Below are 26,193 nucleotides of genomic sequence, written 5' to 3'. Positions count from 1 at the left end.
AGTGTAAGTGTAAATAATCTTTTATTCAACTCACACAGGCTGGATTGAAGAAAGTAGTTAAAGATATATGTTGCAAAATGATTAGGTTTTGTTTATTGTAGACATAAGATATCTTTAATAGTTATGTTTGAATGTGTGCTTGTAAATCTCCGATATTACTTTCTTAAGAGAAAGCGGAGGTTATTTTTAAAGCTCAATTAGAGATATTAAATGTCTGGAAAGGGTGAATAATTTGAGTAATATGAATCAACGCTTGGATGTACTTATTATTGGTGGAGGACCAGCGGGGCTTAATGCAGCCCTAGTACTCGGCAGGGCCCGCAAGAACGTTGTGGTCATTGATGATGAGACACCGCGTAACTGGGTTACAAGGGAGACTCATGGGTTTGTGACAAGAGATGGGGCAAGTCCGCGTGAATTCCGGAAAGCTGCCAAAGAACAGATTGCAGCTTATCCCTCAGTTCAATTTGCATCCGATACGGCAACAGCGATAACAGGTAGCGATGGTGATTTTGTAGTTAAGACTACTCAGGGGGCAAGTTATCGCACGAAAAAGATTTTGTTTGCGGTAGGTAAGAAAGACCTTCCCTTGGATATTAACGGATTAACAGAGGTTTACGGTAAAAGTGCGTTTGTGTGTCCATATTGTGATGGATGGGAGTTAAGAGACCAATCGCTGGTCATCATCGTTAGTGGAGATAAGGCATTACATATGGCAAAAGTCATATCCGGCTGGACAGAACGTTATACGATCTGTACGAATGGATCAGATTCCTTAACTGATGAGCAGCGTGAAGAGCTGAAGCAGCATCATGTTACTGTATTCGATGCACCGATTCAATCCATTAACTCTGAAGAAGGAATGGTACAGCAAGTTGTACTGAATGACGGTACAGCGATTCCATGCACAGGAGTTTTCTTCCAACCGAAACTGTTTACCGGATCAGAACTGCCCAAGGCCATCGGCTGTGAAATTACAGAGTCAGGAACGGTTATCGTTGATGCTTCCGGCAAAACATCCGTAGCGGGTGTATACAGTGCTGGTGATGCAGCATCCGAGATGTATCAGGCAATCACGGCTGCGTCTCTGGGGGCATTGTCTGCGGTAAGCATTAATAATGAATTGAATTTCGAGAAGTGGGATGAACCACGTCATCATTAGAATAAATTAAAAGCGTCATAAAATCATAGTGTCATTGGTTCATACAGTAGGGGATTGCATATGCAATCCTCTATTTGTTGTTATCAACTTAAACGTTGAACGGTTCAATTGAAAGTAATTCAGCCGGAAGAAAATTTGATATTAAGTTAAATGTGGTTTATTGTATTATCAAATGATACATATTACTATCATTTATAAAATCATCAAAGGAGAGATCACTTATGAATGAAAGCAGAACAGCCATCATATGGCTAACGAATACCTTGCTCCACGGCGTACAGTTAAGAGGTGATCATCATGAGTGATGCAACTTACATTCCACAGCCCAAAATGTATGGACCACTTGGCAATCTGCCTTTGATAGACAAAGATAAACCAACACTGTCGCTAGGTGTCCTGGCTGAACAGCATGGACCAATATATCGACTTACCGTTCCCGGTTATTCCGGTTTAATCGTATCTGGACCAGATCTTGTCGCTGAGTTGTGCGATGTGTCCCGTTTTGACAAATATGTATACAATGAACTCGAAAATGTACGTGCCTTTGGAGGCGATGGTTTATTTACAAGCAGAACATCAGAGCCCAATTGGAAAAAGGCCCATAACATTCTGCTTCCCACCTTCAGCAAACAGGCCATGAAAGGTTATCATCCCATGATGGTTGATATTGCCGAACAGTTGATCAACAAGTGGGCACGCCTCAATTCCAACGATACGATTGATGTTGCGGATGATATGACACGCCTTACGTTGGATACCATTGGACTATGTGGATTCAATTATCGGTTTAACAGTTTTTACAGACAGGACCACAGTCCTTTTATTGAAAGTATGGTTCGGGCTTTAAATGAAGCTATGCAGAAGAGTTCACGTTTGAAAATTCAGAATCTGCTTATGGTGAAAACCAAACGACAGTTCCAAGCGGATATTCAGACGATGTTCTCTCTGGTAGATCAGATTATAGAGGAACGTAAAGCGAGTTCAGCACCCGAAGAGGTCGACTTGCTCGCACGTATGTTGAATGGCAAAGATCCGGAGACTGGCGAAATGCTGGATGATGAGAACATTCGTTATCAGATTATTACATTTCTCATTGCCGGACATGAAACCACGAGTGGTCTATTATCTTTTGCTCTTTACTTTCTACTGAAAAATCCGGAATCGCTTCAAAAGGCGTATGACGAGGTGGATCAGATATTGGTCAGTGACTCACCACAGTACGAGGAAATTCTTCAGCTTTCCTATATTCGCATGATTCTTAGTGAATCGCTTCGTCTCTGGCCAACAGCCCCGGGATTTGATGTATATGCGAAAGAAGACACCGTCATAGGTGGCAAATACCCGTTGAAGAAAGGGGAAAGTTGCAGTATTCTTCTACCTCAGCTTCACCGTGATAGAGAGGCATGGGGAGAGGATGCGGAGCTTTTCCGTCCGGAGCGATTTGAAGATACGGCGAAAGTGCCTCATCATGCGTATAAACCTTTTGGTAATGGGGAGAGAGCGTGTATAGGCATGCAGTTTGCTTTATATGAAGCAACACTTGTGCTTGGCATGGTCCTCAAACATTTTGAGCTGATCGATTATAGCAACTATGAGTTGGATGTTAAACAGACGCTAACGTTGAAGCCGGGAGACTTCCGGATCCAGGTGAAAGCGCGCGTGGCTTCGCAAACAAGGAATAAGTCGACCGTAACTGCGAAAGAGAAACCTGCTCCTGTTGTTCGTAAAAATATAGCAAGTGACAGCCAGAGGGGAGAAACCCTGGCCGTTGAAGCAGATGGTAAGCCTTCGCTCCTGGTGTTATATGGTTCCAATCTGGGAACGGCAGAAGGCATTGCCCGAGAGCTTGTGGAGAAAGGGCGTTTGTATGGAATCCCAAGTGAAGCAGCCACTCTGAATGAGTGGGTTGGCCGCATACCCCGCGAAGGTGTCGTTCTCATCGTCACTGCTTCGTATAACGGTAAACCTCCGCAAAATGCTACGGCATTTGTAGACTGGTTGAAGGAAGTAGAGTCAGAGGAAGCAAAGGATGTAAACTATGCCGTTCTGGGTTGTGGAGATCGGAGTTGGTCCGGGACGTACCAGAGCATTCCTCGATTGATAGATGAGAGGCTTGAGGAATTGGGAGGTAAAAGACTGTTATCCCGTGGTGAAGCCGATGCCGGAGGTGATATGGAGAAACAAGTCGAGGTGTGGCAGCATATGTTGTGGCCTCAGGTGTTGAGTGTCTTGGGGATTAGCGAGGAAGCAATCAAATCCTCCAAGCCAAGCGCCAGCAGACTTCAAATGGAGTTTGTCCGCGAGAAAACGGATATGCCTCTTGCACGAACTTATGATGCCAGCTATGCCACGGTTGTAGTTAATAAAGAGCTTCAGGCGCTGGGAAGTGGAAGAAGCACACGTCACATCGAAGTGTTATTGCCTGAAGGCATGAGTTATAGAGAAGGTGACCATCTCGGCGTGTTGCCTAGTAATCCGAAGCAGAATGTGGATCGGATACTCAGTCGGTTCGGACTACGTGGGGATACTCCGATCCAATTAACTTCGGACGTCAGCCATCTTACACACCTACCACTGAACAGACCCGTCAAGATTCATGAGTTGCTCGCTTATTGTGTGGAATTGCAGACACCAGTCTCCAGAACACAGTTGCAGGAGTTAGCTAATCATACGATATGTCCACCTCATAAGCGTGAACTGGAAGGCATGTTGAACGAAAACAGCTACAGGGATGATATTCTTGCCAATCGAATCACCATGTTGGACCTGCTAGAAAGGTATGAGGCGTGTGAGTTGCCTTTCGAAAGGTTCCTTGAACTATTGCCTCCGCTTAAGCCCAGATATTATTCAATATCCAGCTCGCCAAGTCTGAATTCCGAGCAAGCAAGCATAACCGTATCGGTAGTAAGAGAGCCAGCATGGAGTGGTAAGGGCGAATATCTGGGAGTTGCTTCATCGTACCTCGCTGGTTGTTCATCCGGAGAAGATATTCTGATGTTTGTACGTACACCTGAATCCGAATTTCATCTGTCCGAAGAGGTTGATGTTCCAATGATCATGGTGGGACCGGGGACGGGTGTTGCACCATTCAGAGGTTTCCTCCAGGCGAGAGCTGTTATGAAACAGAGAGGTTTGTCTCTGAGTGAAGCGCATCTGTTCTTTGGGTGCAGGAATGATTCAGATTTCATATATCGTCAAGAGCTTGAACAATACGAGCGAGAAGGGATCGTTAAGCTACACACTGCTTTTTCTCGTGCGGATGGCAAGCCCAAAACGTATGTACAGCATCTGATGAAGGAGAATTCCGAACAGTTGATTCACATGCTGATGAGCAAAGGAAAACTCTACGTATGCGGGGATGGAAGCCAGATGGCCCCTGCGGTAGAAGAGACTTTGCAACAAGCGTATCAGAAGGTGCAGGGAGCAACGGTGCAGCAAGCGAAGGACTGGCTCATTCAGCTTCAGGCCGAAGGACGCTACGTGCAAGACGTGTGGGCAGGTAATAAACGAACAGGTGAAACTCCTAAAACTGTGCATGAGGAGGTACATTAAGACGGAGATGACTCCAATATCTACTAATATACAGTCCTTAATATACTCAAGCTAACAAACAGCCGCTTAATCTGGAGCTTTGTCTCCAAATTAGCGGCTGTTATCATGATCTGACCATGAGCCGTCGCTCGGTTCATTTTCTCACTCCTGAACTGTTAGCGTTTACATTAAAATTTGAAATAAAAATGATTGACAGTCCTTATCTGAACGAGTTTAATTATATAGACCGATTGTTATAATTATTTGAAGGAAGTGGCTTTCGTTGAGTGAAAAGTCTAATGCTAGAGAGTCTATTGTCAGCACAGCAGCGAGACTGTTTTTTTCACAAGGATATCATGCGACCGGTCTGAATCAGATCATCAAAGAGAGTAGTACGCCGAAAGGGTCGTTGTATCATTATTTCCCGCAAGGCAAGGAAGAGCTCGCGCACGAGTGTATTCAAAAAGCCAATGAACAAATCTTGCAGACATTTGAGAAAACATTTGCAGCCCACGACAATACGGGGGATGCCATTCAGAGATTTATTCATGATTTGGCTCATGAAACAGAAGCAGCCGGGTTTACCGGATTTCTGCCATTCAGCTTCTGGGCAGCTGTGGAGACATCGTGTATTAGTCAGCAGTTGCGTATTGCATGTCAGGGTGTATTTGCAGATTGGCAGGATGTCATTAAGAAACAACTGATTCTGGATGGCGTTGGTGAAGAGAAGGCGCGGGAGACGGCACTTCTGATCATTTCTTTGATGGAGGGAGCACTGATTATCAGCCTGACGAATCAGGATAAACAGCCTCTGCTGACGGCTGCTGAGTATTTGTCGGTTGTGACGAAGAACGCCAAACAGATTCAATAATTTATACCAAGAGACAGAGAAAAAGAAAGTTCGATACGTTTGAGGAGGATGGGATCGTGGAGGTTTCCATGAAGGCTGATTCTGCACAGAATCAACAAGAAACAAAGCAATACAAGGTATTTCCGATTTTGTTCGCGATGCTGCTGAGCGGCTTTATTGGTCTGTTTGGAGAAACGGCATTAAACGTGGCATTGACGCCACTTATGGGACTGCTTGAAGTAGGACCTACAACGATTCAATGGTTAACCACAGGATACTTGCTTGTATTGGGAATCCTGGTACCGGTATCTGGAACGCTGTTACAGTGGTTTACAACCAGACAGCTGTTCACAACGTCCCTGATTTTCTCCATTGCAGGCACATTCGTTGCTGCGCTTGCACCTAGCTTCGAAATTCTGTTAGTGGCACGGGTACTTCAGGCTGTAGGTACAGCGCTGTTGCTGCCACTGATGTTTAACACGATATTGGTTATTTTCCCGATTGAAAAACGTGGTGCTGCCATGGGACTGATCGGTTTGGTTATCATGTTTGCGCCAGCAAGCGGTCCGAGTATCTCCGGTCTGATCCTGGCTAATCTGAGCTGGCACTGGATCTTCTGGATTTCCTTGCCGTTTTTCATTATCTCACTGGTATGTGGCTTGCTGTTCTTGCCGAATATTTCGAAATTGACCAAGCCCAAAATTGACATACTGTCTATTATATTGTCCACCCTTGGTTTTGGTGGTATCGTATACGGATTCAGTAGTGCAGGTGGACATGGGGATGGTGGCGGAGGCTGGACCAGTCCGGTAGTTGTTGCTACTCTCGTTATTGGTGTGTTGTCCTTGCTGTTATTCAGTATCCGTCAGTTGAGAATGAAACAGCCAATGATGGATTTGCGTGTATTCAGATATCCGATGTTTACTGTCGGTTTGATCCTGGTCTTCATCTGTATGATGATTATTTTGTCATCCATGTTGATTCTGCCGATGTATCTGCAACAGGGGATGGCTGTCACGGCACTGACTGCAGGATTAGTCTTGTTGCCAGGTAGTCTGTTAAATGGATTCTTGTCTCCAGTCATGGGACGTTTATTTGACAAGTTTGGTCCTAAATGGCTTGTTATTATCGGAATGTCAATCGTGGCGATTGTCCTGTTCTTGTACACGGGTATTGAAGCGACGACTTCCCTTGGAACGATTATTACGCTGCATGTATTCATGATGGTCGGTATCTCGATGATTATGATGCCTGCACAGACCAATGGTCTGAATCAACTGCCACCTGAGTACTATCCGCATGGTACTGCCATCATGAATACGTTGCAACAGGTATCCGGAGCAATCGGTACGGCTGTTGCGGTAAGTATACTGAGCGCAGGACAGTCCAGCTTCTTGAGCGGTGTGGCGAATCCGGAGAGTCCGGAGAATAAACTGGCTGGTTTCACATCAGGTATACAGAATGCATTTGTTTTTGCACTGGTTCTGGCGATCACGGGTCTGATTACTTCAATCTTCGTGAAGCGGGTCAAAGTTGGAGCTCAAGCTGGACAACAAGGTCCTATGCATTAATCCAATAACTAACAATAACAATTTGATATTGTATCTGAGCGATGTGTCCCTTAACTTTAAGGACGCATCGCTTTTTTGCGTACTTATTCTATCTTTTTTGGTGTTGACGTGAAACGGGTTACAGCCTTTAGAGTAAAAATGTAGCCGGAATACAGCGGTTTAAAGAATGAATTTCAGAGCAAATACTTCATGTTCCGGCAAAATTGTATATGTTCATACTAATATAAAAGGGTAATATAGAATGTAATAGTACAATTTTTAACCAATTCGAAAACGGTTTATATTTTATTTTTAATCAAGGAGACTTCATTATGATCATCATCAATCCCATTGGTAATAACATTGAACAGATGCTGTTGCACTACGAAAAAAACGGCCATCTCACTCTACAGGCATCGCTTATTAGTAATAGCTCGGTTGTATATAGATTGCAAGACTATTGTCTCAAGGTATATGCTTCACGGGCAAGATTGGATGGGGAGATGGAAAGTGAGGCACTTAGGGCATTGCAGAGTAATTCTTATGCACCTAAATTGTATGCGTATTCACCAGGGGAGTACACCCTGACAGAGTGGATTGAAGCATTCAAACTGAAAGAGTACCGTGTAACCTATGGACACATTCCTCCCAACTTGATATACGATATGTTTACGACGGAACTTCAGCAGATTCATGTTGGATATTGGGACTGGGATGTCATCCGTTATGAGAATCTGCTCTGGACCAAGACAGGTGATGTGAAAAGAACGAACTTTTGGTTGTGTGAGCCTGTAAACTCCAGACGTGAGAACTTATATAACCAGGTCATTCGAAGAATTGATAACATCTACAATGGCGATCGAACCGAAATGGAGACGATGAAACAGTACTTTTATCGTCACCAGTTGACTTCATTAGAGATCGAACAAGCTTTCAGCGATTTCAGGTCCCAACGGCCAAGACTGGCGATAGCACAATAAATCACATAAAAGAAACCCCAAAGATATTAGAGAATCTTTGGGGTTTCTTTTATGATATAACATAGTCTTACTTTTGCAGAGTGTACGTTACTTCTTTACCAGGGCCAATATCTCATCCGCAACGAGGTCAGGGCGATATTGATGGATGTAATGATCGGTATCTTTAATGGTTACCTGTTTAGAATCATCTGACCAGGATTTGAATTCTAATTGTGATTTATCCCATTCGGGTTCACTTGCACCAAGGTAATCAGCCGTCAGTATGGTGAGTGGAAACGGTAAGGTTTGCTTGTGATCTACAACCACTTTGGCATTGGCAGCTATTTCACGTAATTCATCCAACGTGTTCACATTACCATAGTTGTGCAACAGCGCAGTTGTATCCATTTTTTTCAGATCATCGGGTACAAGTTTCAGTTCATTACGATTGGCATTAGAAGTTTCGACAACCATGTCAGATTGCATGGAGAGGCGGAATAGTCCGGTTTGGATACGGAATTTATTCGCAAAACCACCAATTGTGTCTGCCAAAGAGTCATCGTCATTCGAATAATATTCGGGGCTTCCGCCATCAATCATGACGATGCCCTTGACGAGATCCGGGTATTTTTGTGCGAAACGGATGGTTTCCAGCGAGCCGAGCGAATGTCCAACTAATACATAAGGTGGCTTCTGTCCAGATACCTGCAACAACTCGTGTAATTCTTCAGCTACGGTATCGACATCACGTTTTTTATCGGTCTGATCGCTATATCCATAGCCAAATCGGTCATATACAGCGAATTTTGTGTTGGGAGCAAGCTTTTCATATAATGGATAATAATCTACATAGGGATTAGCGGTCCCCCAGCCAGAGGCGAGTACGACTGTTACATCGCCTTCTCCACCAGTATATAGATGCATATTGTCTCCATGGACTTCGTACAGCTTACCAGGGGGGACGAGTGTTTTGGCATCCTGCCTTAAACCCACTTGTTGGTAGATCACGCCAGTACCCAGAAGCAACAGAATTACCGCGAGGTCAAATATCAAAAACTTAACTAATCTTTTGCGCCATTTCTTCATGTTCTCTCACATACTCTCCATGTATTTTCTCTATCATATATGCCCAATCTTATAGGAGAGAAAACAGAGTCTTAATTCTATCTTAATTGAATTTATTTCCGATCATGGGGGATGGGCGTGTTCTAGTGAAAATTGTATATCATCGGCCAATGAATTAATATATAGCTACGATATGAATAGTTCTCTTCCAAATATTGAACCTAGATTGATTATATAGAACAGAAGGTATGCACAATGACAAAATACGAAAATCAGCTCCCGACATCGGCAGGCATGAACTTCAAGTCCCTGATCAGTATATTGAGAGATTCCATGCGTGGCAATGTAGAGCGGAGGCCATCTGGTACCATGCCTATGGAGATATGTGAACCTGCTGAAACCTTCAGTGCATCCGATAATCCACAGGTTACATGGTTCGGGCATTCGGCTTTTTTACTCGAAATTGAAGGGCACAGATTGCTCTTTGATCCGATGCTGGGCAATCGTCCATCACCCGTATCCTGGGTGGGCACCAAACGTTACAGCACCAATCTACCGATTCAACCGGAGGATTTCCCAACGCTGGATGCAATCATTATATCGCATGACCATTATGATCATCTGGATTATGACTCCATTCGCAGATTAAAGGATAAAACAAAGCGATTTATCGTACCGCTTGGCGTCCGTCGACGGCTAATTCAACTGGGTGTGCGTTCGGAACAGATTACCGAGCACAACTGGTGGGATGAGTTATCGTTCAAAAATCTAACATTCGCTTGCACGCCAGCGCGACATTTCTCAGGCAGAGGATTATTTGACCGTAATTCTACCTTGTGGTGTTCATGGGTCATCGCTGGACAACATACGAAGGTGTTCTTTAGCGGGGATAGCGGATATGGTCCTCATTTCAAGGAAATTGGCAGTAAATATGGTCCATTTGACCTGACGTTGATGGAATGCGGGCAATATGACGAGCGTTGGTCCAATATTCATATGATGCCGGAAGAAACGGTGCAAGCGCATTTGGATGTAGGAGGTAAGTTGCTTATCCCGATTCATTGGGCCGCATTTACGCTGGCCTATCATGCCTGGAATGAACCGGTTGAACGAATCACGAAGGCTGCACATGCTTTGAACGTTAAGATTGCAACTCCCAAAATCGGCGAGAAGGTTGTGCTTCATACGGAGCATTACCCTACACATCCATGGTGGAGACCGGAATTAGGATGAAAAAAATAAAAGCGTTCAGCTCATCAAATGAGTGGACGCTTTTTCTATTACATTTTACATCAGGATTGATAGTGCACTGTAAATTAACAACATACCCATGACGATATTAACAGGACGCTCGTATCTTAATAGAAAGCTCTGGAATAACATGCCACCGAACGCCCAGGTCATATTGGCACTAATCCCGATGAAGGTGAGCAGCAAGGAAAATACAATTAATTGTACATGGGACTGCCCAAGAGGCAGAACAAAAACGGATATGGCAGTAAGCCCATACAGAATGACTTTGGGATTGATGAATTGCAGGGTGAACCCAAATAGAAATGAATAATGATTAACCTTGTTTTCTTGCGAATCTGCAGGTTTACTTCGCATAATTTTGAGAGCCAGATAGAGCATGTACACACACCCTAACACGTTTAAGACGGGTTTGATCCTAGGAATATATTGATGAAGAATAAGGTTGAAATAACTGGACAGAAACATAATTAGCAGGCAGCCGGCTGCAACTCCACTAATAAACGGAAGGGTCTTGCGGAACCCCTGATTTCTGGCATGCGTCATGGAAATGATGTTGTTGGGTCCTGGTGTAAATGAAGCGATGATTGCATAGGTCACTAAAGGTATAATGTTCATGGTTCCTCCACGTCTTCTTAGTTGTGTGATATAATGACCTCAAATGTACGTTATAGCGTACGGTCTTTATCATTGTACAACATGTACGTTATATAGCACAACAAAATTATGAAATGAGGAGGATGGATTTTTGAAAAACATTAATAGTATTCTTGCTCAGAACCTGAAACAGCTTAGGGAACAAAGAAAACTCAGTCTGGACAAGGTCGCCGAAATGTCTGGTATTAGCAAGACCATGCTTGGTCAGATTGAACGTGGTGAATCCAATCCATCCATTGCAACCGTATGGAAGATTGCTAATGGCCTGAAAACTTCCTTTACTGCTTTGATTCACGAGCCGAAGTCAGATACAACCGTTGTAACGGGGGATGATATTCAAGTATTGATGGAGGATGAGGGAAGGGTTCGGATTTATCCGCATTTTCCTTTTGAAGAAGGACGCCGCTTTGAAATGTACATGATGGAAATGGACCCTAAGTCTGAGTTGAATGCTGAACCGCATATCGAAGGTACGGAAGAATTTATTACGGTCTTTGAAGGGGAAGTTACGATTCGGGTAGGGACGGAGGAATATGCAGTGAACCAAGGGGAGTCAATCCGTTTCCGAGCAGACAGGCCCCATGCCTATATTAATCATGGAGCTTCGGCTATCAAGTTAAGCATGGTCATACATTATTCGAAGTGAAAATAAAGCAGCCTGATGTAACAAACTGCAACACCGCTGTTAGTCGTCTCTAACAGATGGGTGCAGTTTATTACGTTGGCTGCTTTATAGGTTTGTTCGCTATGGAGTCCAACGCCTATGATAGGACTCTAACTTATGGTTTTTCTTTGGCCTGACGCTGGATTTCCTTGGCTGTTAAAGCTTTATCATACACTCTTACGTTATCCAGGCTACCTTTATAGAACGGATCAGCCGTATAACGACTCTTGCCTACATAAGCTTCCGTTGCCTGCAGATCTTTCGGGTTAAAAGTAATCTCAGAGCTGCTTGCAACCGATGTACCATTCACATAAAGAGTGCCCACATCACCCTGAAGGGTTACAGCGACATGAACCCACTCTTTGGGAGGCAGTGGTTTTGCAGCAATCAGGCTCTGATCCCGTCCCTCATTATGAATGGTGAATTGTAATGCTCCATTATGTTGGGAGGGAGTAAGGAACATATGCCTCGTCAAACCATTTCCAAAGTCGAAAATACGCTGCCAGGACCCGCCGCCATCCCAATTGACCCAGGCGCTAAACGTGAAATCCGTTGTATCTGTAATGAGTCCAGGTAACTGAATGTAACTGTCTGTCCCATTGAATGTAGCAGCCTGATTTTTGCCACTAGCAGCAGAACTGACCACGTTAAAGGCTTGTCCGTGATATTCGTTTTTGCTGTAATCCTGTGCGACTTTGCCAATTTTCTTGTGTTCAAAAGTAAACTCACCGAGCAATGGGCTTACCGCTTGCTGTGAAATGATAACGTTAAACGTTTTGGAGCTTACCGCAGTTCCTTTACGAATCGTTGCGGTTAATTTCACTTTGGCATCGCCCTTACCAGCGCGTGGTCGCTGCACTACACCTGTAGAGGATAGAGCCGAAGTGTTGGAGCTTTTCCACGTAATGTCTGCATCACTTGTTCCCTTGGTAGGCAGAGACAGATTGAAGAACACGTGATCCGTATTGCTAATGCTCAGGTCCTTTTTCACCGCATCTACAATGTCCTGATCAGTCTGTTCAACACCTTGACTTCCCCAGATGGCAATCCCGGAAAAGGAGAGGGCGCTAAAGGTCAGAACCGTACTTTGAGATTCCGAGTTCCATTCATGTGTGAAAACGCCTTTGTACACAACGTTATTCGAAGTGATCTGAACCTTGTTGTCTGCACCAAGACTCCATGTTCCTGTCACGGCACCATGAATCTGCCCATCTGCCGTGAACTGAACCGTCTGGGATGGCTTGATGTCCGCCGTGATGTCCTTACCATGATTCACCCATTGGTACTGACCAGCGATCTCCTGAGTTGTCAGTTGCGTGGTATCCTCTCCCAAAGCCGCATAGCGATACGGCGAAACAACGGGCCAACCATCTGCATTCATATGCATCTCATGCACGCGAACTTCATGCTCTTCGCCACGCCCTGGAAAGCGGGTATGGAAGATGAGAAATTGTTTGCCAGTCTCCGGATCAACATAAGCAGAGTTATGCCCTGGCGATACATAGCCGTTACCTAGGCCTGTGCCCGGATCACCGATCTGTCTCTCGAACAGGAAGTTCCCCATCAATTTAACTCCAAAAGGTTCAATAGAACGATCATCAAACAACGGTTTATCCTTGTCCGCTTTAACGTTGATCATATCGTTTCCTTCCGCATCGAGGAAAAGCCCATCCGGTGTTTTGGAGCGGGCAACGCGAATATTATATCCTCCATCAGCACCTAGTCCACCGTAAGACAAGTACAGATAATAATAATCGGTTTCCGGACTATAGAGCATGTAAGGGGCTTCAATACGACTATGATTGCCTCCGGTCAGCTTTTTGCCATAACCTTGATTTGGCAGTGGTTTACCTGTCGTTGCATCCATCTCCAGAATGAAAATCCCTCCGGAATACGAGCCATACACCATCCATAACTTGCCGTTTTTATCATAAAAGACATCCGGATCGACCACATTGGGATGAATCGTTGCATCGTAAATGGTACCATCCTCACTGATCTGATCCCACATGCCGGATTTCAACAGAATGCCTTGATCCTTATAAGGGCCTTCGATATTGTCTGCGACAGCAATGCCGAGCGCTGATCGCGGAGAGTCCCCTTTACAAGCATTGTAGTACATATAAAACTTGCCATCCGCCAATTGAATGACATCTGCTGCCCATAACGTATCTGTCTGCGCCCATTCCAGCGCTTCAGCGAATTCCTTGGTTACATTGGGGACAACAGGGTTGTTATCTGTAACGCCGGAGGCGACCAGATCCCAGTTCAGAAAGTCTTTGGACTTAGCCACTTGCAGATGTGAACCAAAAATATAAAACGTATCATCCACCTTAATGACAGAAGGGTCATGAACGGAAACATTTTTAAATGTTGGAGCAGGATTAGCGATAGGTATGGTGGAACTCTGCGAGTTACCCATGGTTGCCCCTGAACCATTTGCGAACACCGAGACCGGCGCCAAAGTTGTTGCAGTAAGTAAAGTGGTGCTTAGTACAGAAATGTTAAGTACGCGAACCCAATAACGTTTCATACGTTTCCCCTTTCCTATTCCCCGGAATGAAAAATCAACCGATACTTGGCAACACACGATAAAAGGTTCGGCAGACCTCCTTTGAGTATTTCATTATATCAAGCGCTTTCATTTGTTATATTATCAATTGATTTATATGTTTGTAAACCATAAATCTAATGTTTATAAGAGTAAAATGAAAAATAAATAAGAGACGGGAAGAGCCGATAAAGGTCATTACATTCAAATAAACCAGTTGTCTTTCTCAAATTTAGGATTGAAATGGGGATCGATGATGCGATATTATTACGTTTAAGAAATGTGTTTAACTATTTATCAATCATTTTATATTAATACGAATTAAAAGCGTAAACCGACAAATCCCAACTACATAGGAGGTAAGAACATGAGCACATATCAAAATCAATTAATTGCACAATACACGTTTGAAGATACCGTTCAGATCGGGAAGGACAGCTCCGGTAAGGGCCATGATGGTATAGCCAAAGGCGAGATCCCGCCTGTGATATCCGAGTTGAAAGGCAGAACGGCGGTGACTTTCAACGGGGGAGCGAATGGAACTTCTTATCTGCAATTACCCTCGAATCTGCTTCGTGATGTAAGCGATAACACGGGAATCACGATTGCCACTTGGGTGTTTCTGGGCAAGGGGTCTAATGTGTGGGAACGCATTTTTGACTTTGGCAAAGGGGAGAAGGGGCCGTATTTGTTTCTGACACGTCAGCTTTTGGGAACGTTATATGCCGGCGATAATCTGGTTGTCCACCCAAGTGGAGGAGTTGCAAGTGGAGAATGGCTGCATATTGCGCTCTCCGTGGCAGGTAGCCAAGGGGGAACGTTGAGCAGTGCGGGTCCAATTGTGTATGTGAACGGGGAGAAGGCCGCAGACGGCTCGATCAGTCAGACGTCGAGCGGCAATTATGCCAAATTGCGCGAATGGTTTGATTCGTTCACCGATCCTGAGAATTATAGCCAGAATTATATTGGACGTTCCCAGTATGCAGCGGATGTGGACTTTGCAGGTTCGTTATCCGACTTTCGGATCTATGGGGCAGCGCTCACCATGGATGAAGTCATTGAAGTGATGTGTGAATCACTGACAGATGAAGCGATTGTGAAGCTTGCGGCGGACAAGTACTTGTCCTTCCCCAACCGAATCATCACCAAGGATGTATCATTACCCGCAGACTTGCTGGGTGGTAAAGTGTCTGTTGAATGGAGCTCCAGTGCTCCAGAAGTTCTGTCCGAGAACGGAGAGGTTCAGGCAATCACATTGGCACAAGAGGTTACACTCCGGGCGCTTCTGAACAGAGGTGATCGTAAGCTGAGCCAAAGCTTTGACGTGTCTGTTGTGCCAGCACATGTCGCTCCCTATACCGTCACCATACATGGAGATCAGAAGGTGGCTGATATCAGTGAAGTCATGTATGGACTTTTTTACGAGGATATTAACAATGCGGCAGATGGCGGAATCTATGCAGAGCTTGTTCAGAATCGATCATTTGAATCTTTTGCATTTGATACATACTCGCATGACTCTGGAGAGTGTGGTTGTTCGACAGGTCGAAATTGTGAGCCTTTGTTCGCCTGGTCAGGCGATACGGAGAAAATGCTCGTACAGCATACGGATGGACTAAACGTTCACTTTAACGTGGAAGACCCTGAAGTAAATGCTTATTATGTAACGGTTCAGGATGGGGCTACGATTCGGAATCGTGGATTCTCAGACTCCAACCAGCATTGTGCCATGTCCATCAAGCAGGGAGAATCATATGACTTTACCGTATGGGCAAAAGCAGAATCGGCAGGAACGATCACTGTTCAATTGCAGGATGGAAGTGACACATCCATCAGTGATTCGGTAACACTGCATGTTGAAGGTGGGAACACATGGAAGAAATACGGTGTGTCTCTGACCGGAACGGAGACTGTACTTGGTCAACTGGCACTTATGTTTGCAGGTGACATTTCTATCGATATGGTGTCCTTGGTCCCTCAGAATGTATGGGGAGCTGACCCGACAGAAGAAGGCATATCGGCTACAGCACATGCCAACTACACAGGTAATCCGAACTATCGATTGAGAAAAGATCTAATCCAGGCACTCGCAGATCTGCATCCGAAGTTCTTGCGTTTTCCGGGAGGATGTATCTCGGAGGGGTCTTTTATCTGGGATAACGTATATGACTGGAAGGATTCTGTGGGTCCGGTTGAGCTCCGCAAAGAGAATTATAATGTCTGGGGTTACATGATGACGATGGGGCTTGGTTATATGGAGTACTTCCAACTGGCGGAAGATCTGAATGCCGCTCCAGTTCCAGTCATGGCTTGCGGTGTGTTGTGTCAGGCACGCTCGGATTATGCTCACCCTGCGGGTGGCGCTTTAAGAGATTATTATATCCGCAACTTTACAGATCTGATTGACTTTGCGCTCAGTACAGACTTTGAACACAACGAATGGGCAGCGGTACGAAGCGAGATGGGACATCCTGAACCGTTTGATCTTCGTTATCTGGGCGTAGGCAATGAGAACTGGGGCACTGAATTTTTTGCCAACTTCGAAGTATTCAAACGTTCAATAGATGACTACATGGAGCAGAACTATCCTGATCATGAGCTGCACATTATCTCGACGGTTGGTGCTCAGGCGGATGATGATGCGTACCAGGAAGGATGGAAATTCCTCAGCGGGAATCTGACCGGATCGGCTCAAGTTGCTTTTGCAGATGGCACAGAGGTGATTGAGGAGACGGTAACCTGGTATGAAAACCAGGACAATTATATGGACACCATTGCAGATGAGCACTACTACCGCTCCAATGAATATTTGCTGAATAACGCGGATCGATACAACTACTATGACCGGGCTTATCTTGAAGACGGAAGTATCGATTGGAAAGAAACATCCAAAGTATTTGTTGGAGAATATGCTTCCACGGACAAAAACACGCTGGCAGGAGCGGTCGCAGAAGCTGCGATCATGACTGGATTTGAAAATAATGCAGACGTTGTTCGTTTGGCTGCCTATGCGCCATTGTTCAACAAAGTACTAACGGACGGTACTTACCGCTGGACGCCAGACTGCATCTGGTTTGATGATGAAACCGTGTGGTATACACCGAATTACTATGTACAGCAGCTTTTTGCAAAATATGTAGGGGATCAGGTGCTTGAGACTTCATTCTCCACCTATAGCAAAGGCAAACCGTTGAATCTCATTCCTCGTGGAGGTATCGAGATTGCAACGGGTCATGCAGACATCGTGGTGAAACGAGTTACAGTGACGTCCAATGTGGATAGCAGTTTGATGTTTGATGAAGATTTCAGGGAACGTACAGAGCCTAGTGAGGCATGGAGACAGATTCCCGGATCGGAAGGATATGCGTTAACCGCAGGAAAAGGACTCATTTTGAAGGCACAATCAAGTGGATTGAATGGATTGTATCTGCTGAATGACGAATGGACCAATTACAAAGTTCACGTTGAGGCTGAAAGAATTTCAGGTGAGGATGGTTTTTACATCGGTGTGGGACTGACGGATATCTCGCCTGAGAACAAGGATGTCATTGAGTACGCAATTAGTTACGGCGGGAACGCAACAGGCGTGAAGGTGTACAAACAAGGGATTGAGGGTTATACACTGGGAGACTATTCATCCAGCTCGGCAGCAGGTAACCTGAGAGCGGCCAACTATGAACCACTCGAGAATGGAACCCATTATACAATCACGGTTAACTATGGTGGGGATACAGGAAAAAATCTGGTTTGCTCCTATACAGACGGACGTAATACCAGCAAGGTTCTGGATTACAAGCTGGAAGCTTACAACCGGGAAGTATTCCACTCCGTTACGAAGGACGCACGGCATGTGTTTGTGAAACTGGTGAATGCAGATGGTGTGGATAAATCAACCCGGATTTGCCTTCAGGATCTAAAGGTTGATACTACAGCCAGATTGATCACGCTTACTGGAGAAGATCATTTGGTGCATATTCCGAATGTGAATCAGAAGAATGATGAGAAAGTGGTTCCCCAAGAACAGGAGATTACACTGTCGGATACATCGGTGGTCGTTAACTTAACAGCTCATTCAGTGAATGTATTGGTGATGGATATTCTGAATTAAATTCATATCGTGAACAAGAGACCGCGGTTATCGCGGTTTTTTGGCGTTCGAAATCTGTCCATTGATGATCAAAGAACGAAGAAATGGTGCTCTCCTAAAGGAAGGCACCATTTCTTTGGGTCTGATTATCTGCGTTTTAATAACAGAACGCCACTGATTGCCGACGTTTTATGGCGATAGACCACTTTGAATCCAATATCATTGTCCAGCAAACAGTTCAGTGCATTGATTAGCCGTGCACCGGGAACCAGTGTGAATGTACATGGAGACGTATTACCAATCACGCGCACACTTTGGATTCTGCGCGCAGAACCAGGGACGAGGGGATTTCTTGACCAATAGATTAATACCAGATCCGGTTGCGGAACAGCATTGACACGAGCCATACTAATCATCTCTTTTCTATTAGATTCTCTATAGTAAATGACAATGTGAAGTAGAAGGTGCTAGACAAAAGACGTCATGAGCAATAAATGGGGTTAACACCTTCCATTTATATCTAGTGCCTGTGGAATTCACAACAATTCATAGGTATAACAGATACTCATAAATGCATTTTCAATCCCATACATATATTCTGGAGGTGATTGGGATGAGCAAGGAACCTATGGATGAGAATAAAAAGATTGAGCAAAGAAACACCTTTCTTCGGGACAATAACGGGAAAGAGATGTCTTCCAACGAAGGGGTTAAAATATCAGATGACAGCAACTCGCTAAAAGCGGGGGATCGCGGACCCACGCTGCTTGAAGATTTTCTGATGCGTGAGAAATTGTCTCACTTTGACCGGGAACGCATCCCGGAGAGAGTTGTGCATGCTCGCGGATATGGAGCTTACGGTGAATTTGAGTTATATGAATCACTTGAAGAGTTAACGATGGCTCATTTTCTTCAGAATCCAGGAGTGAAAACACCGCTGTTTGTGCGTTTTTCCGAAGTTGCTGGTTCCAAAGGGGTTAACGAGACGAATCGGGATGTACGTGGGTTCGCCGTGAAGTTTTATACTGAGGAAGGCAATTTTGACTTGGTTGGCAACAATATACCTGTTTTTTTCATTCAGGACGGAGTTAAGTTCCCGGATTTGATTCATGCGGTAAAGCCGGAACCTAACAATGAAATTCCACAGGGCTCTACTGCACACGACACCTTCTGGGATTTCATTGCGAATAACCAGGAGTCGGCTGCTATGGTCATGTGGATTATGTCGGATCGCACGATACCGCGAAGCTTTCGAATGATGCAAGGATTTGGAGTACATACCTTCCGACTGGTGAACAATGAAGGCAAATCCAGATTCGTGAAATTTCATTGGAGGCCCGTACTTGGCATGCATTCTTTTGTGTGGGATGAAGCTCAAAAGCTGGGAGGTGCGGATCCGGACTTTCATCGCAGGGAACTGTGGGAAAACATCAATGCGGGTAATTTTGCGGAGTTTGAACTCGGAATACAAGTTTTGGAGGAAGCGGATGAATTCAAGTTTGATTTTGATATTTTGGATGCAACGAAATTATGGCCTGAAGAAGACATTCCGGTGCGAATCATTGGCAAAATGACGATTAACCGCAATGTCGAAAATGTATTTGCGGAAACGGAACAGGTTGCTTTCCATCCAGGGAACATCGTACGTGGCATTGACTTTAGCAATGATCCTTTGCTTCAAGGGCGACTGTTTTCGTACACGGATACTCAATTGGCGAGGGTGGGCACAAATTATCAGGAACTGCCGATCAATCGTCCGATATGCCCTGTACATAACAACCAGAGAGATGGAGCCTCTCGCTATACCATTGATCAGGGGAGAGTCGCCTATCATGACAATTCGCTTGCCAATAACTCACCTTATACTGTGCCGGGAACAAAAGGGGGATTTGTGACATATCCTTCCCCAGTGCAAGGTCTTAAAGAACGGAAAACGGCACCCAGCTTCCTGGATCATTTCTCGCAAGCACGTCTCTTCTGGAACAGCATGTCAGGCTTGGAGAGAAGCCATATCATTCAGGCACTTACGTTTGAACTTGGGAAGGTAAAGGATGTTTCCATTCGTCAGCAGGTTGTCAATATGTTAGGTCATATCAGCACGGAGCTGGCGACCATTCTGGCCGTGGAACTCGGAGTCAATGTACCTAACGTCCCTGAATCTCCAGTGACGAAGTCGTCACCTGCGCTCAGCATGGCAAATACGGTGTTTTCTCCCAAGACATTGCGTGTCGGAGTGATTGTTGGGGAAGGATTCGATGGCCCGAGCACACAATACATTTTGGAAGAGCTTAAGGGAGCGGGACTTCAACCGGTCATTGTACATGAAAGACAGGGTGTGGTGCGTGGAACAGGGAATGTGGAGCTCAAGGTGGACGACAGCTTTTTGACCGGCTCGCCCTTGGTATATGATGGTCTGTTCATTGTTGGAGGACAGCAGGAAAACGATTATGTTCAGAAATACACCCGATCCTATGCGATCGAAACGTACAATCATTTCAAACCGATCGGTGCTACACCGACGGGTGCAGCGGTGATCCAGCCGGTCGGCATTATAGGCAAACCTGGCGTCATTGTGGAACAGCAGCCTGCGGCGTTTGCAGAGCAATTCATTCAAGCGATGACCCAGCAGCGCTTTTGGGATCGGACATAGCCACGTGGGATAAACTGGACATGGGAAGTTCATGCGTCTAAACTAGATAGACCAGACACACTAAGAAGGGATGCGCCGATCCAAACCATGTTGCAGAAATTCGGGTTTACACAATATGAAAGTCAGGTATACGAGGCTATATTTGCCCAGGATGAACCGCTTGATGCCACATCGATTGTTAATTACTCCAACGTTCCCAAAGCCAAAATCTATGAAGTGCTCAACCGTCTGATCGACAAGGGAACGGTGCTGACAACGATGGATGGGAAGAAGAAACTATATATGGCTGTGGATCTTCAATCTATTATTCATAAGATCAAGGCTGATTTTGAGAAAGATATTGAGGAATTGAAGAGTTACAAAATCAAACGTACATTCACCGATGAACATATCTGGACGTTAAAAGATGAGTCGTCCATCGCATCAAATATTGAACAGCTGATCGAGGAAGCTGATTCATCAATTCTTTTTCTGGCCTGGAATGAGCGAATGGAGAAATATCGTGAACTGCTGGAGCAGAAGGAAAAGCAGGGCGTGTACGTTGAAGTGCTTGCCGTTGGGGGAATGGAGACATCCTTAAACCGGATATACTCGTTGATTCCATTGCTTGATGCGCCAGAACCTTCACAGCTGCTTATTGTGGATCATGCGTATTTGCTGTTTGCCGGTGTGGAGCACGATTCATGGCGAGCGATCAAGACGATGTCCAAACCGATTGTCAAAGCGATGACTGATTATTTCTACCATGATGTTGCCCTTACTCAGATTACCAAAAAATACGGTGACCAACTGTTACAGGATGCTGAAATCGAGAAACTGCTCACCAGATTAATCTATTAAAACTATTCTCTTGGAGGATAGTTTTTTTGTTATATCTTTGTTTGAAAACAGTCATGAAAATAACTATTGAAACTTTCATTCTTATGGGTTACTATCGTAGTTGTAACTTTTTGAGGAGGATTCAAAAATGAATAAAAAAGTATATGTGCTTGCTATCGCAGCATTTGTGGTCGGAACCGTTGAACTGATCTTGGGCGGAATTCTGGACTTGATTGCTACGGATCTTCATCTTTCCCTAGCGAAAGCCGGGTATTTAATCTCTATTTTCTCACTTGTCTATGCGTTGTCTGCGCCGATTTTATTAAATATGACGGCCAGATTCGAGCGTAAAAAAGTATATATGTGTACGTTGTTTGTATTTCTGATCAGTAATCTGATCTCTGCATTTAGTTCCAGCTTTTATATGCTGATGGCGGGCAGAGCGCTCGGAGCCGCCACGGGCTCACTTATTTTTGTGCTCTCCCTGACCCTTGCAGCTCGCATTGTGGAACCACAGTATAAAGGACGCGCCGTGGGCATCATTACGATGGGAGGTAGTGCATCACTTATCCTGGGTGTACCTCTTGGAATCTTTGTAGGTAACTTGGCAGGCTGGCGTGAGGTGTTTATGTTGATCGCTATTCTCACAGCAGTGGTTATGGTGGCCATCTGGATTGCGATGGATCGTGTGCAGCCTATTCCTGCTGTATCCCTGAAGAAACAGCTTACGGCTCTGTGGAATCCAAAAATGTTGGCAATCCATGCTACAACTTTGCTTGTGCTTGCGGGTCATTTGACTTTATATGCGTATTTCACGCCATTCTTGCAAGAAACGCTGGGTGCCAGTGCGACGATGGTCACCTTTATCTATATGATGTTTGGAATCGCCGCTGTTGCAGGTGGAGGCATCGGGGGCATGTTATCCGATCGTCTGCATCCTGCTAAAGCCATTATCATTGTGCTGATTCCCTTTATCGTGAGTATGGCTGTCATTCCGTTCAGTGTGGGATTGCCTTTGATCGCCTTCTTACTGTTGTTAAGCATCTGGAGTGCACTGAGCTGGACCGTTACGCCTGTGCAGAATAGTCTCATTATCAAAACTTCGCCGGAAACAGCCGAAACGCTAATCAGCACCAACTCAGGTATTGCCCATGCAGGTATTGCACTGGGTACCTATATCGGCGGCATGGTGATCGATCATTCATCGATTCTGAACACCGGATGGGTTGGTTCTGTTCTGATTCTGCTTGGTTTGGTGACTGCCATCTATGCCATTAGCGTTAAGGAAAAAACCGTTCAGGCGGTTGCTTAGAATAAAGAAATTAGACAAAAAGCTTGAACCTCTGCATTCCCATAGTCTAATGGGTGTAGAGGTTTTTTTGCTGTTTCGCTAGAGTACGCGTCAGTAGAATAAACCATTTTCATATCGAGCAAAACTTGCTTTATTCATACTAATCTATATAATTAAAATAGTTTTTAAAAGTGTTGTTTAATGTTGCATTACATGATGTGTATTGAGGGAGCGGTGATCATGACTACGAAGACGGAAAAACAAAAAATGCTGGATGGCGAGCTGTACATGGCTTCGGATCTTCAATTGTCTGAGGACAGAGAGTATGCAAGGAAAATGACGCGAATGTTCAATCAAACGACGGAAACGGACGGTGAGCTTCGCACCAAGTTATTGAAGGAGCTGTTGGGATCTACAGGTGAACACCTGGGCATGGAACCTAATATTCATGTGGATTATGGATATAACATTCATGTAGGCAATCATTTTTATAGCAATTTTAACTGTACGATATTAGATGTGTGTGAAGTTCGTATTGGAGACCATTGCTTAATGGGACCAGATGTACATATCTATACGGCTACTCATCCACTCCATCCGCATGAACGCAATACGGGTGCAGAATATGGCAAGCCAGTCACGATTGGCAATAATGTATGGATTGGTGGTAGAGCCGTTATTAATCCGGGGGTTATCATTGGAGACAACGTGGTCATTGCTTCCGGGTCTGTGGTTACAAAGGATGTTCCCGATAATATGATCGTGGGCGGTAATCCTGCTAGAATTATTAGAGAGATTGAGCTTTAATTTATTTTAGATAGAAGATGGGAAGTGCTTACGAAATGATGACTGAAAAAGAGAAATCTCAATTAGGGCTCTTGTATAACGCCAATTATGATCAAGAGTTAATTCAAGAGCGTTTACATGCCAAAGGGCTTTGTTACGATTATAACCAGCTCCATCCAGCCAAGATCAATGAAAGAGAAGCGTTAATCAAGAAACTGCTGGGGAAAACGACGGATCGTTTCCTGATTGAACAGCCATTTGTATGTGATTACGGCTATAATATTGAAATTGGTGAGAACTTCTATAGCAATCATAATATTGTCATGCTGGATGGAGGAAAAATCAGTTTTGGAGATAACGTTTTTGTTGCTCCCAATTGCGGATTTTATACAGCAGGTCACCCTTATGATGTTGAGCAGCGCAATGAAGGTCTGGAGATCGTTGGACCCATCACGGTGGGCAATAATGTGTGGATCGGTGGCGGTGTGACAGTTCTTGCCGGTGTGACGATTGGAGATAATACGATCATCGGCGCAGGGAGCGTAGTGACCAAAAGTATACCTTCTGGTGTGATTGCTGCGGGTAATCCTTGCAGGGTCCTTCGCAAGATAACGGAAGAAGACAAAACCAAGTACAGCAGGGATGTAGTGAAGAACATCTAGTGAAGAATAAATAGTGAACAACGTGATCGTAGCTAATGAGAATGCCCGATGTGTATCATCGGGTGTTTCTTTTTGAAAATAAAAATAAAATCCCCCAGACAGAAAACATGCCAAGGTATCGTATGACCGACCACTTTTCATGTGATATGTCTGAGGGATAGAAGAAGGTATCTGTTACATTTGCTTAAAGATCCTTAACGCTGCAAACTTTTCCCGTTACTGCTGATCACTTCTTTGTACCAATGGAAGGATTTCTTGCGATAACGTTCGAGTGTTCCTGATCCATCGTCATGACGATCCACATAGATATAGCCATAACGTTTTTTCAACTGGGCAGAAGACGCACTGACAACATCAATGCAACCCCATGAAGTATAACCCATAATTTCAACGCCATCTTCAATGGCTTCGCCAACCTGAACCAGATGATCATTCAGATACTGGATTCGGTAGTCATCTTCAACTGTTTTCTCGCCGTCCGCATCCGTGATCAATTCATCAACAGCACCAAGACCATTCTCTACAATAAACAGTGGTTTTTGATAGCGGTCATAGAACATGTTAAGCACATAACGCAATCCTTGCGGGTCAATCTGCCATCCCCATTCACTTGCTGGCAGATAAGGGTTAGGTACACCCCCAAGCAGATTACCTTCACCTGCGATTTGTTTCTCCGGGTCTGCTGTCTGACAGATACTCATGTAATAACTGAAAGAAATGAAGTCTACCGTATTCAGCAACATTTCCTCGTCGCCAGCTTCCATCTGAATCTCGATTCCATTTTCACGGAAGTAACGTTTCATATAACCAGGGTAGCGACCTCTTACGTGTACATCACCGAAGAAATAGTTGCTATGCTCGAATTCCATGACTTTGATCATATCGTCCGGATTCGGTGTCAGCGGGTAGGTAGGCATACTGAGCATCATACAACCAATCTGTGCCGTAGGAATGATCTCATGACAGAGCTTCACAGCGGAAGCGCTGGCTACAAACTCATGATGGATCGCTTGATACAGATCTTGCTTGCTAAGCTTCTCCTTAGGTGTGTAGATACCACCACTCATGAATGGCGCTTCAAGAATCGAATTGATTTCGTTAAAAGTAAGCCAGTATTTTACTTTGTTTTTATAACGTTTAAATACGGCAGTTACATAACGCTCGTAGAATCCAACCATTTTTCGGTTAACCCAGCCGTCGTACTCTTTGGACAAGTGAAGAGGTGTCTCATAGTGGGATAGCGTAACCAGTGGTTCGATCCCGTATTTGTGACACTCGTCAAACAGATCGTCGTAGAATTGCAGACCTTCTTCATTTGGTTCCAGCTCGTCCCCTTTTGGGAAAATACGGGACCAGGCGATGGAAGTACGGAATACCTTGAAGCCCATCTCGGCAAACAGTTTCACATCTTCCTTGTAGCGATGATACAGATCGATACCGATCAGTTTCATGTTATCTTCGGTTGGTTCTTCCGTGATTGGACCCATGATGCCTTTGGGAGCTACATCCTGAGTAGATAATCCTTTGCCGCCTTGATTGTATGCACCTTCAGCCTGGTTGGCTGCAATTGCGCCACCCCATAGGAAATTTTCCGGGAATTGATAAGTATGATTTTGAGAGTTGCTCATGTGTATCGCTCCATTCATCAAATTGATTTT

General features: G+C 44.7%; 18 protein-coding genes. 13 read left to right on the top strand and 5 right to left on the bottom strand.

The window, feature by feature from the left end; all coding sequences use genetic code 11:
- The first annotated feature begins 241 nt into the window (after positions 1–241).
- The 5 genes from MKY28_RS12370 (at position 242) to MKY28_RS12350 (ending at position 8,073) form a co-directional block, all read left to right on the top strand.
- Positions 242–1,162, top strand: coding sequence for an NAD(P)/FAD-dependent oxidoreductase (locus tag MKY28_RS12370; RefSeq protein WP_076249951.1), 921 nt, complete (start codon positions 242–244; stop codon positions 1,160–1,162).
- Between the two features lie 297 nt (positions 1,163–1,459).
- The gene (locus tag MKY28_RS12365; protein WP_076249459.1) at positions 1,460–4,714 is read left to right on the top strand and encodes a bifunctional cytochrome P450/NADPH--P450 reductase; all 3,255 of its coding nucleotides are present in this window, start codon (positions 1,460–1,462) and stop codon (positions 4,712–4,714) included.
- A 262-nt stretch (positions 4,715–4,976) separates the two neighbouring features.
- Positions 4,977–5,564, top strand: a complete 588-nt coding sequence (locus MKY28_RS12360) for a TetR/AcrR family transcriptional regulator (RefSeq protein ID WP_076249458.1) — start codon at positions 4,977–4,979, stop codon at positions 5,562–5,564.
- Between the two features lie 68 nt (positions 5,565–5,632).
- Positions 5,633–7,114: a DHA2 family efflux MFS transporter permease subunit gene (locus tag MKY28_RS12355; RefSeq protein ID WP_076249950.1), complete on the top strand. Its 1,482-nt coding sequence runs from the start codon at positions 5,633–5,635 to the stop codon at positions 7,112–7,114.
- Positions 7,115–7,425: 311 nt separating this feature from the next.
- Positions 7,426–8,073: a hypothetical protein gene (locus MKY28_RS12350; protein ID WP_076249457.1), complete on the top strand. Its 648-nt coding sequence runs from the start codon at positions 7,426–7,428 to the stop codon at positions 8,071–8,073.
- 87 nt (positions 8,074–8,160) lie between these two features.
- On the opposite strand, the gene MKY28_RS12345 is transcribed toward MKY28_RS12350, so the two are convergent.
- A complete protein-coding gene (locus tag MKY28_RS12345) occupies positions 8,161–9,105 on the bottom strand; it encodes an alpha/beta fold hydrolase (RefSeq protein ID WP_340936067.1) in 945 nt (314 codons plus the stop codon).
- Positions 9,106–9,372: 267 nt separating this feature from the next.
- Between MKY28_RS12345 and MKY28_RS12340 the strand changes: the two genes are divergently transcribed.
- Positions 9,373–10,350, top strand: coding sequence for an MBL fold metallo-hydrolase (locus MKY28_RS12340; RefSeq protein ID WP_340936066.1), 978 nt, complete (start codon positions 9,373–9,375; stop codon positions 10,348–10,350).
- A 54-nt stretch (positions 10,351–10,404) separates the two neighbouring features.
- Here MKY28_RS12340 and MKY28_RS12335 read toward each other — a convergent pair whose 3' ends face one another.
- Positions 10,405–10,986 carry a LysE family transporter gene (locus MKY28_RS12335; protein WP_340936065.1) on the bottom strand — a complete coding sequence of 194 codons (582 nt, stop codon included), beginning with the start codon at positions 10,984–10,986 and terminating at the stop codon, positions 10,405–10,407.
- 130 nt (positions 10,987–11,116) lie between these two features.
- Between MKY28_RS12335 and MKY28_RS12330 the strand changes: the two genes are divergently transcribed.
- Entirely contained in the window at positions 11,117–11,671 is a 555-nt protein-coding gene (locus MKY28_RS12330; protein ID WP_047842801.1) for a helix-turn-helix domain-containing protein, read from the top strand.
- A gap of 133 nt (positions 11,672–11,804) precedes the next feature.
- On the opposite strand, the gene MKY28_RS12325 is transcribed toward MKY28_RS12330, so the two are convergent.
- A complete protein-coding gene (locus MKY28_RS12325; RefSeq protein WP_340936064.1) occupies positions 11,805–14,222 on the bottom strand; it encodes a family 43 glycosylhydrolase in 2,418 nt (805 codons plus the stop codon).
- Positions 14,223–14,607: 385 nt separating this feature from the next.
- On the opposite strand from MKY28_RS12325, the gene MKY28_RS12320 reads away from it, so the two are divergent.
- The gene (locus MKY28_RS12320; RefSeq protein WP_340032891.1) at positions 14,608–18,348 is read left to right on the top strand and encodes an alpha-L-arabinofuranosidase C-terminal domain-containing protein; all 3,741 of its coding nucleotides are present in this window, start codon (positions 14,608–14,610) and stop codon (positions 18,346–18,348) included.
- Between the two features lie 125 nt (positions 18,349–18,473).
- Here the strand turns inward: MKY28_RS12320 and MKY28_RS12315 are convergent, their stop codons facing one another.
- Entirely contained in the window at positions 18,474–18,734 is a 261-nt protein-coding gene (locus MKY28_RS12315; RefSeq protein ID WP_074094912.1) for a hypothetical protein, read from the bottom strand.
- A 206-nt stretch (positions 18,735–18,940) separates the two neighbouring features.
- Between MKY28_RS12315 and MKY28_RS12310 the strand changes: the two genes are divergently transcribed.
- The 5 genes from MKY28_RS12310 (at position 18,941) to MKY28_RS12290 (ending at position 24,535) form a co-directional block, all read left to right on the top strand.
- On the top strand, positions 18,941–20,977 hold the full coding sequence (locus tag MKY28_RS12310) for a catalase (protein ID WP_445254851.1): 2,037 nt from the start codon (positions 18,941–18,943) through the stop codon (positions 20,975–20,977).
- Positions 20,978–21,064: 87 nt separating this feature from the next.
- Positions 21,065–21,817, top strand: a complete 753-nt coding sequence (locus MKY28_RS12305; protein ID WP_036670754.1) for a TrmB family transcriptional regulator — start codon at positions 21,065–21,067, stop codon at positions 21,815–21,817.
- A 127-nt stretch (positions 21,818–21,944) separates the two neighbouring features.
- The gene (locus MKY28_RS12300) at positions 21,945–23,108 is read left to right on the top strand and encodes an MFS transporter (protein WP_076211793.1); all 1,164 of its coding nucleotides are present in this window, start codon (positions 21,945–21,947) and stop codon (positions 23,106–23,108) included.
- 219 nt (positions 23,109–23,327) lie between these two features.
- Positions 23,328–23,894, top strand: coding sequence for a sugar O-acetyltransferase (locus tag MKY28_RS12295; RefSeq protein WP_340032892.1), 567 nt, complete (start codon positions 23,328–23,330; stop codon positions 23,892–23,894).
- A 38-nt stretch (positions 23,895–23,932) separates the two neighbouring features.
- Positions 23,933–24,535: a sugar O-acetyltransferase gene (locus tag MKY28_RS12290; RefSeq protein WP_340033031.1), complete on the top strand. Its 603-nt coding sequence runs from the start codon at positions 23,933–23,935 to the stop codon at positions 24,533–24,535.
- Between the two features lie 194 nt (positions 24,536–24,729).
- On the opposite strand, the gene MKY28_RS12285 is transcribed toward MKY28_RS12290, so the two are convergent.
- Positions 24,730–26,163, bottom strand: a complete 1,434-nt coding sequence (locus tag MKY28_RS12285; protein ID WP_340032893.1) for a glycoside hydrolase family 1 protein — start codon at positions 26,161–26,163, stop codon at positions 24,730–24,732.
- Between the last annotated feature and the right edge of the window lie 30 nt (positions 26,164–26,193).

Source organism: Paenibacillus sp. FSL R5-0473 (assembly GCF_038004565.1).
Classification (GTDB): Bacteria; Bacillota; Bacilli; order Paenibacillales; family Paenibacillaceae; genus Paenibacillus; species Paenibacillus amylolyticus.
This window is presented reverse-complemented; position numbering and strand designations above follow the sequence as displayed.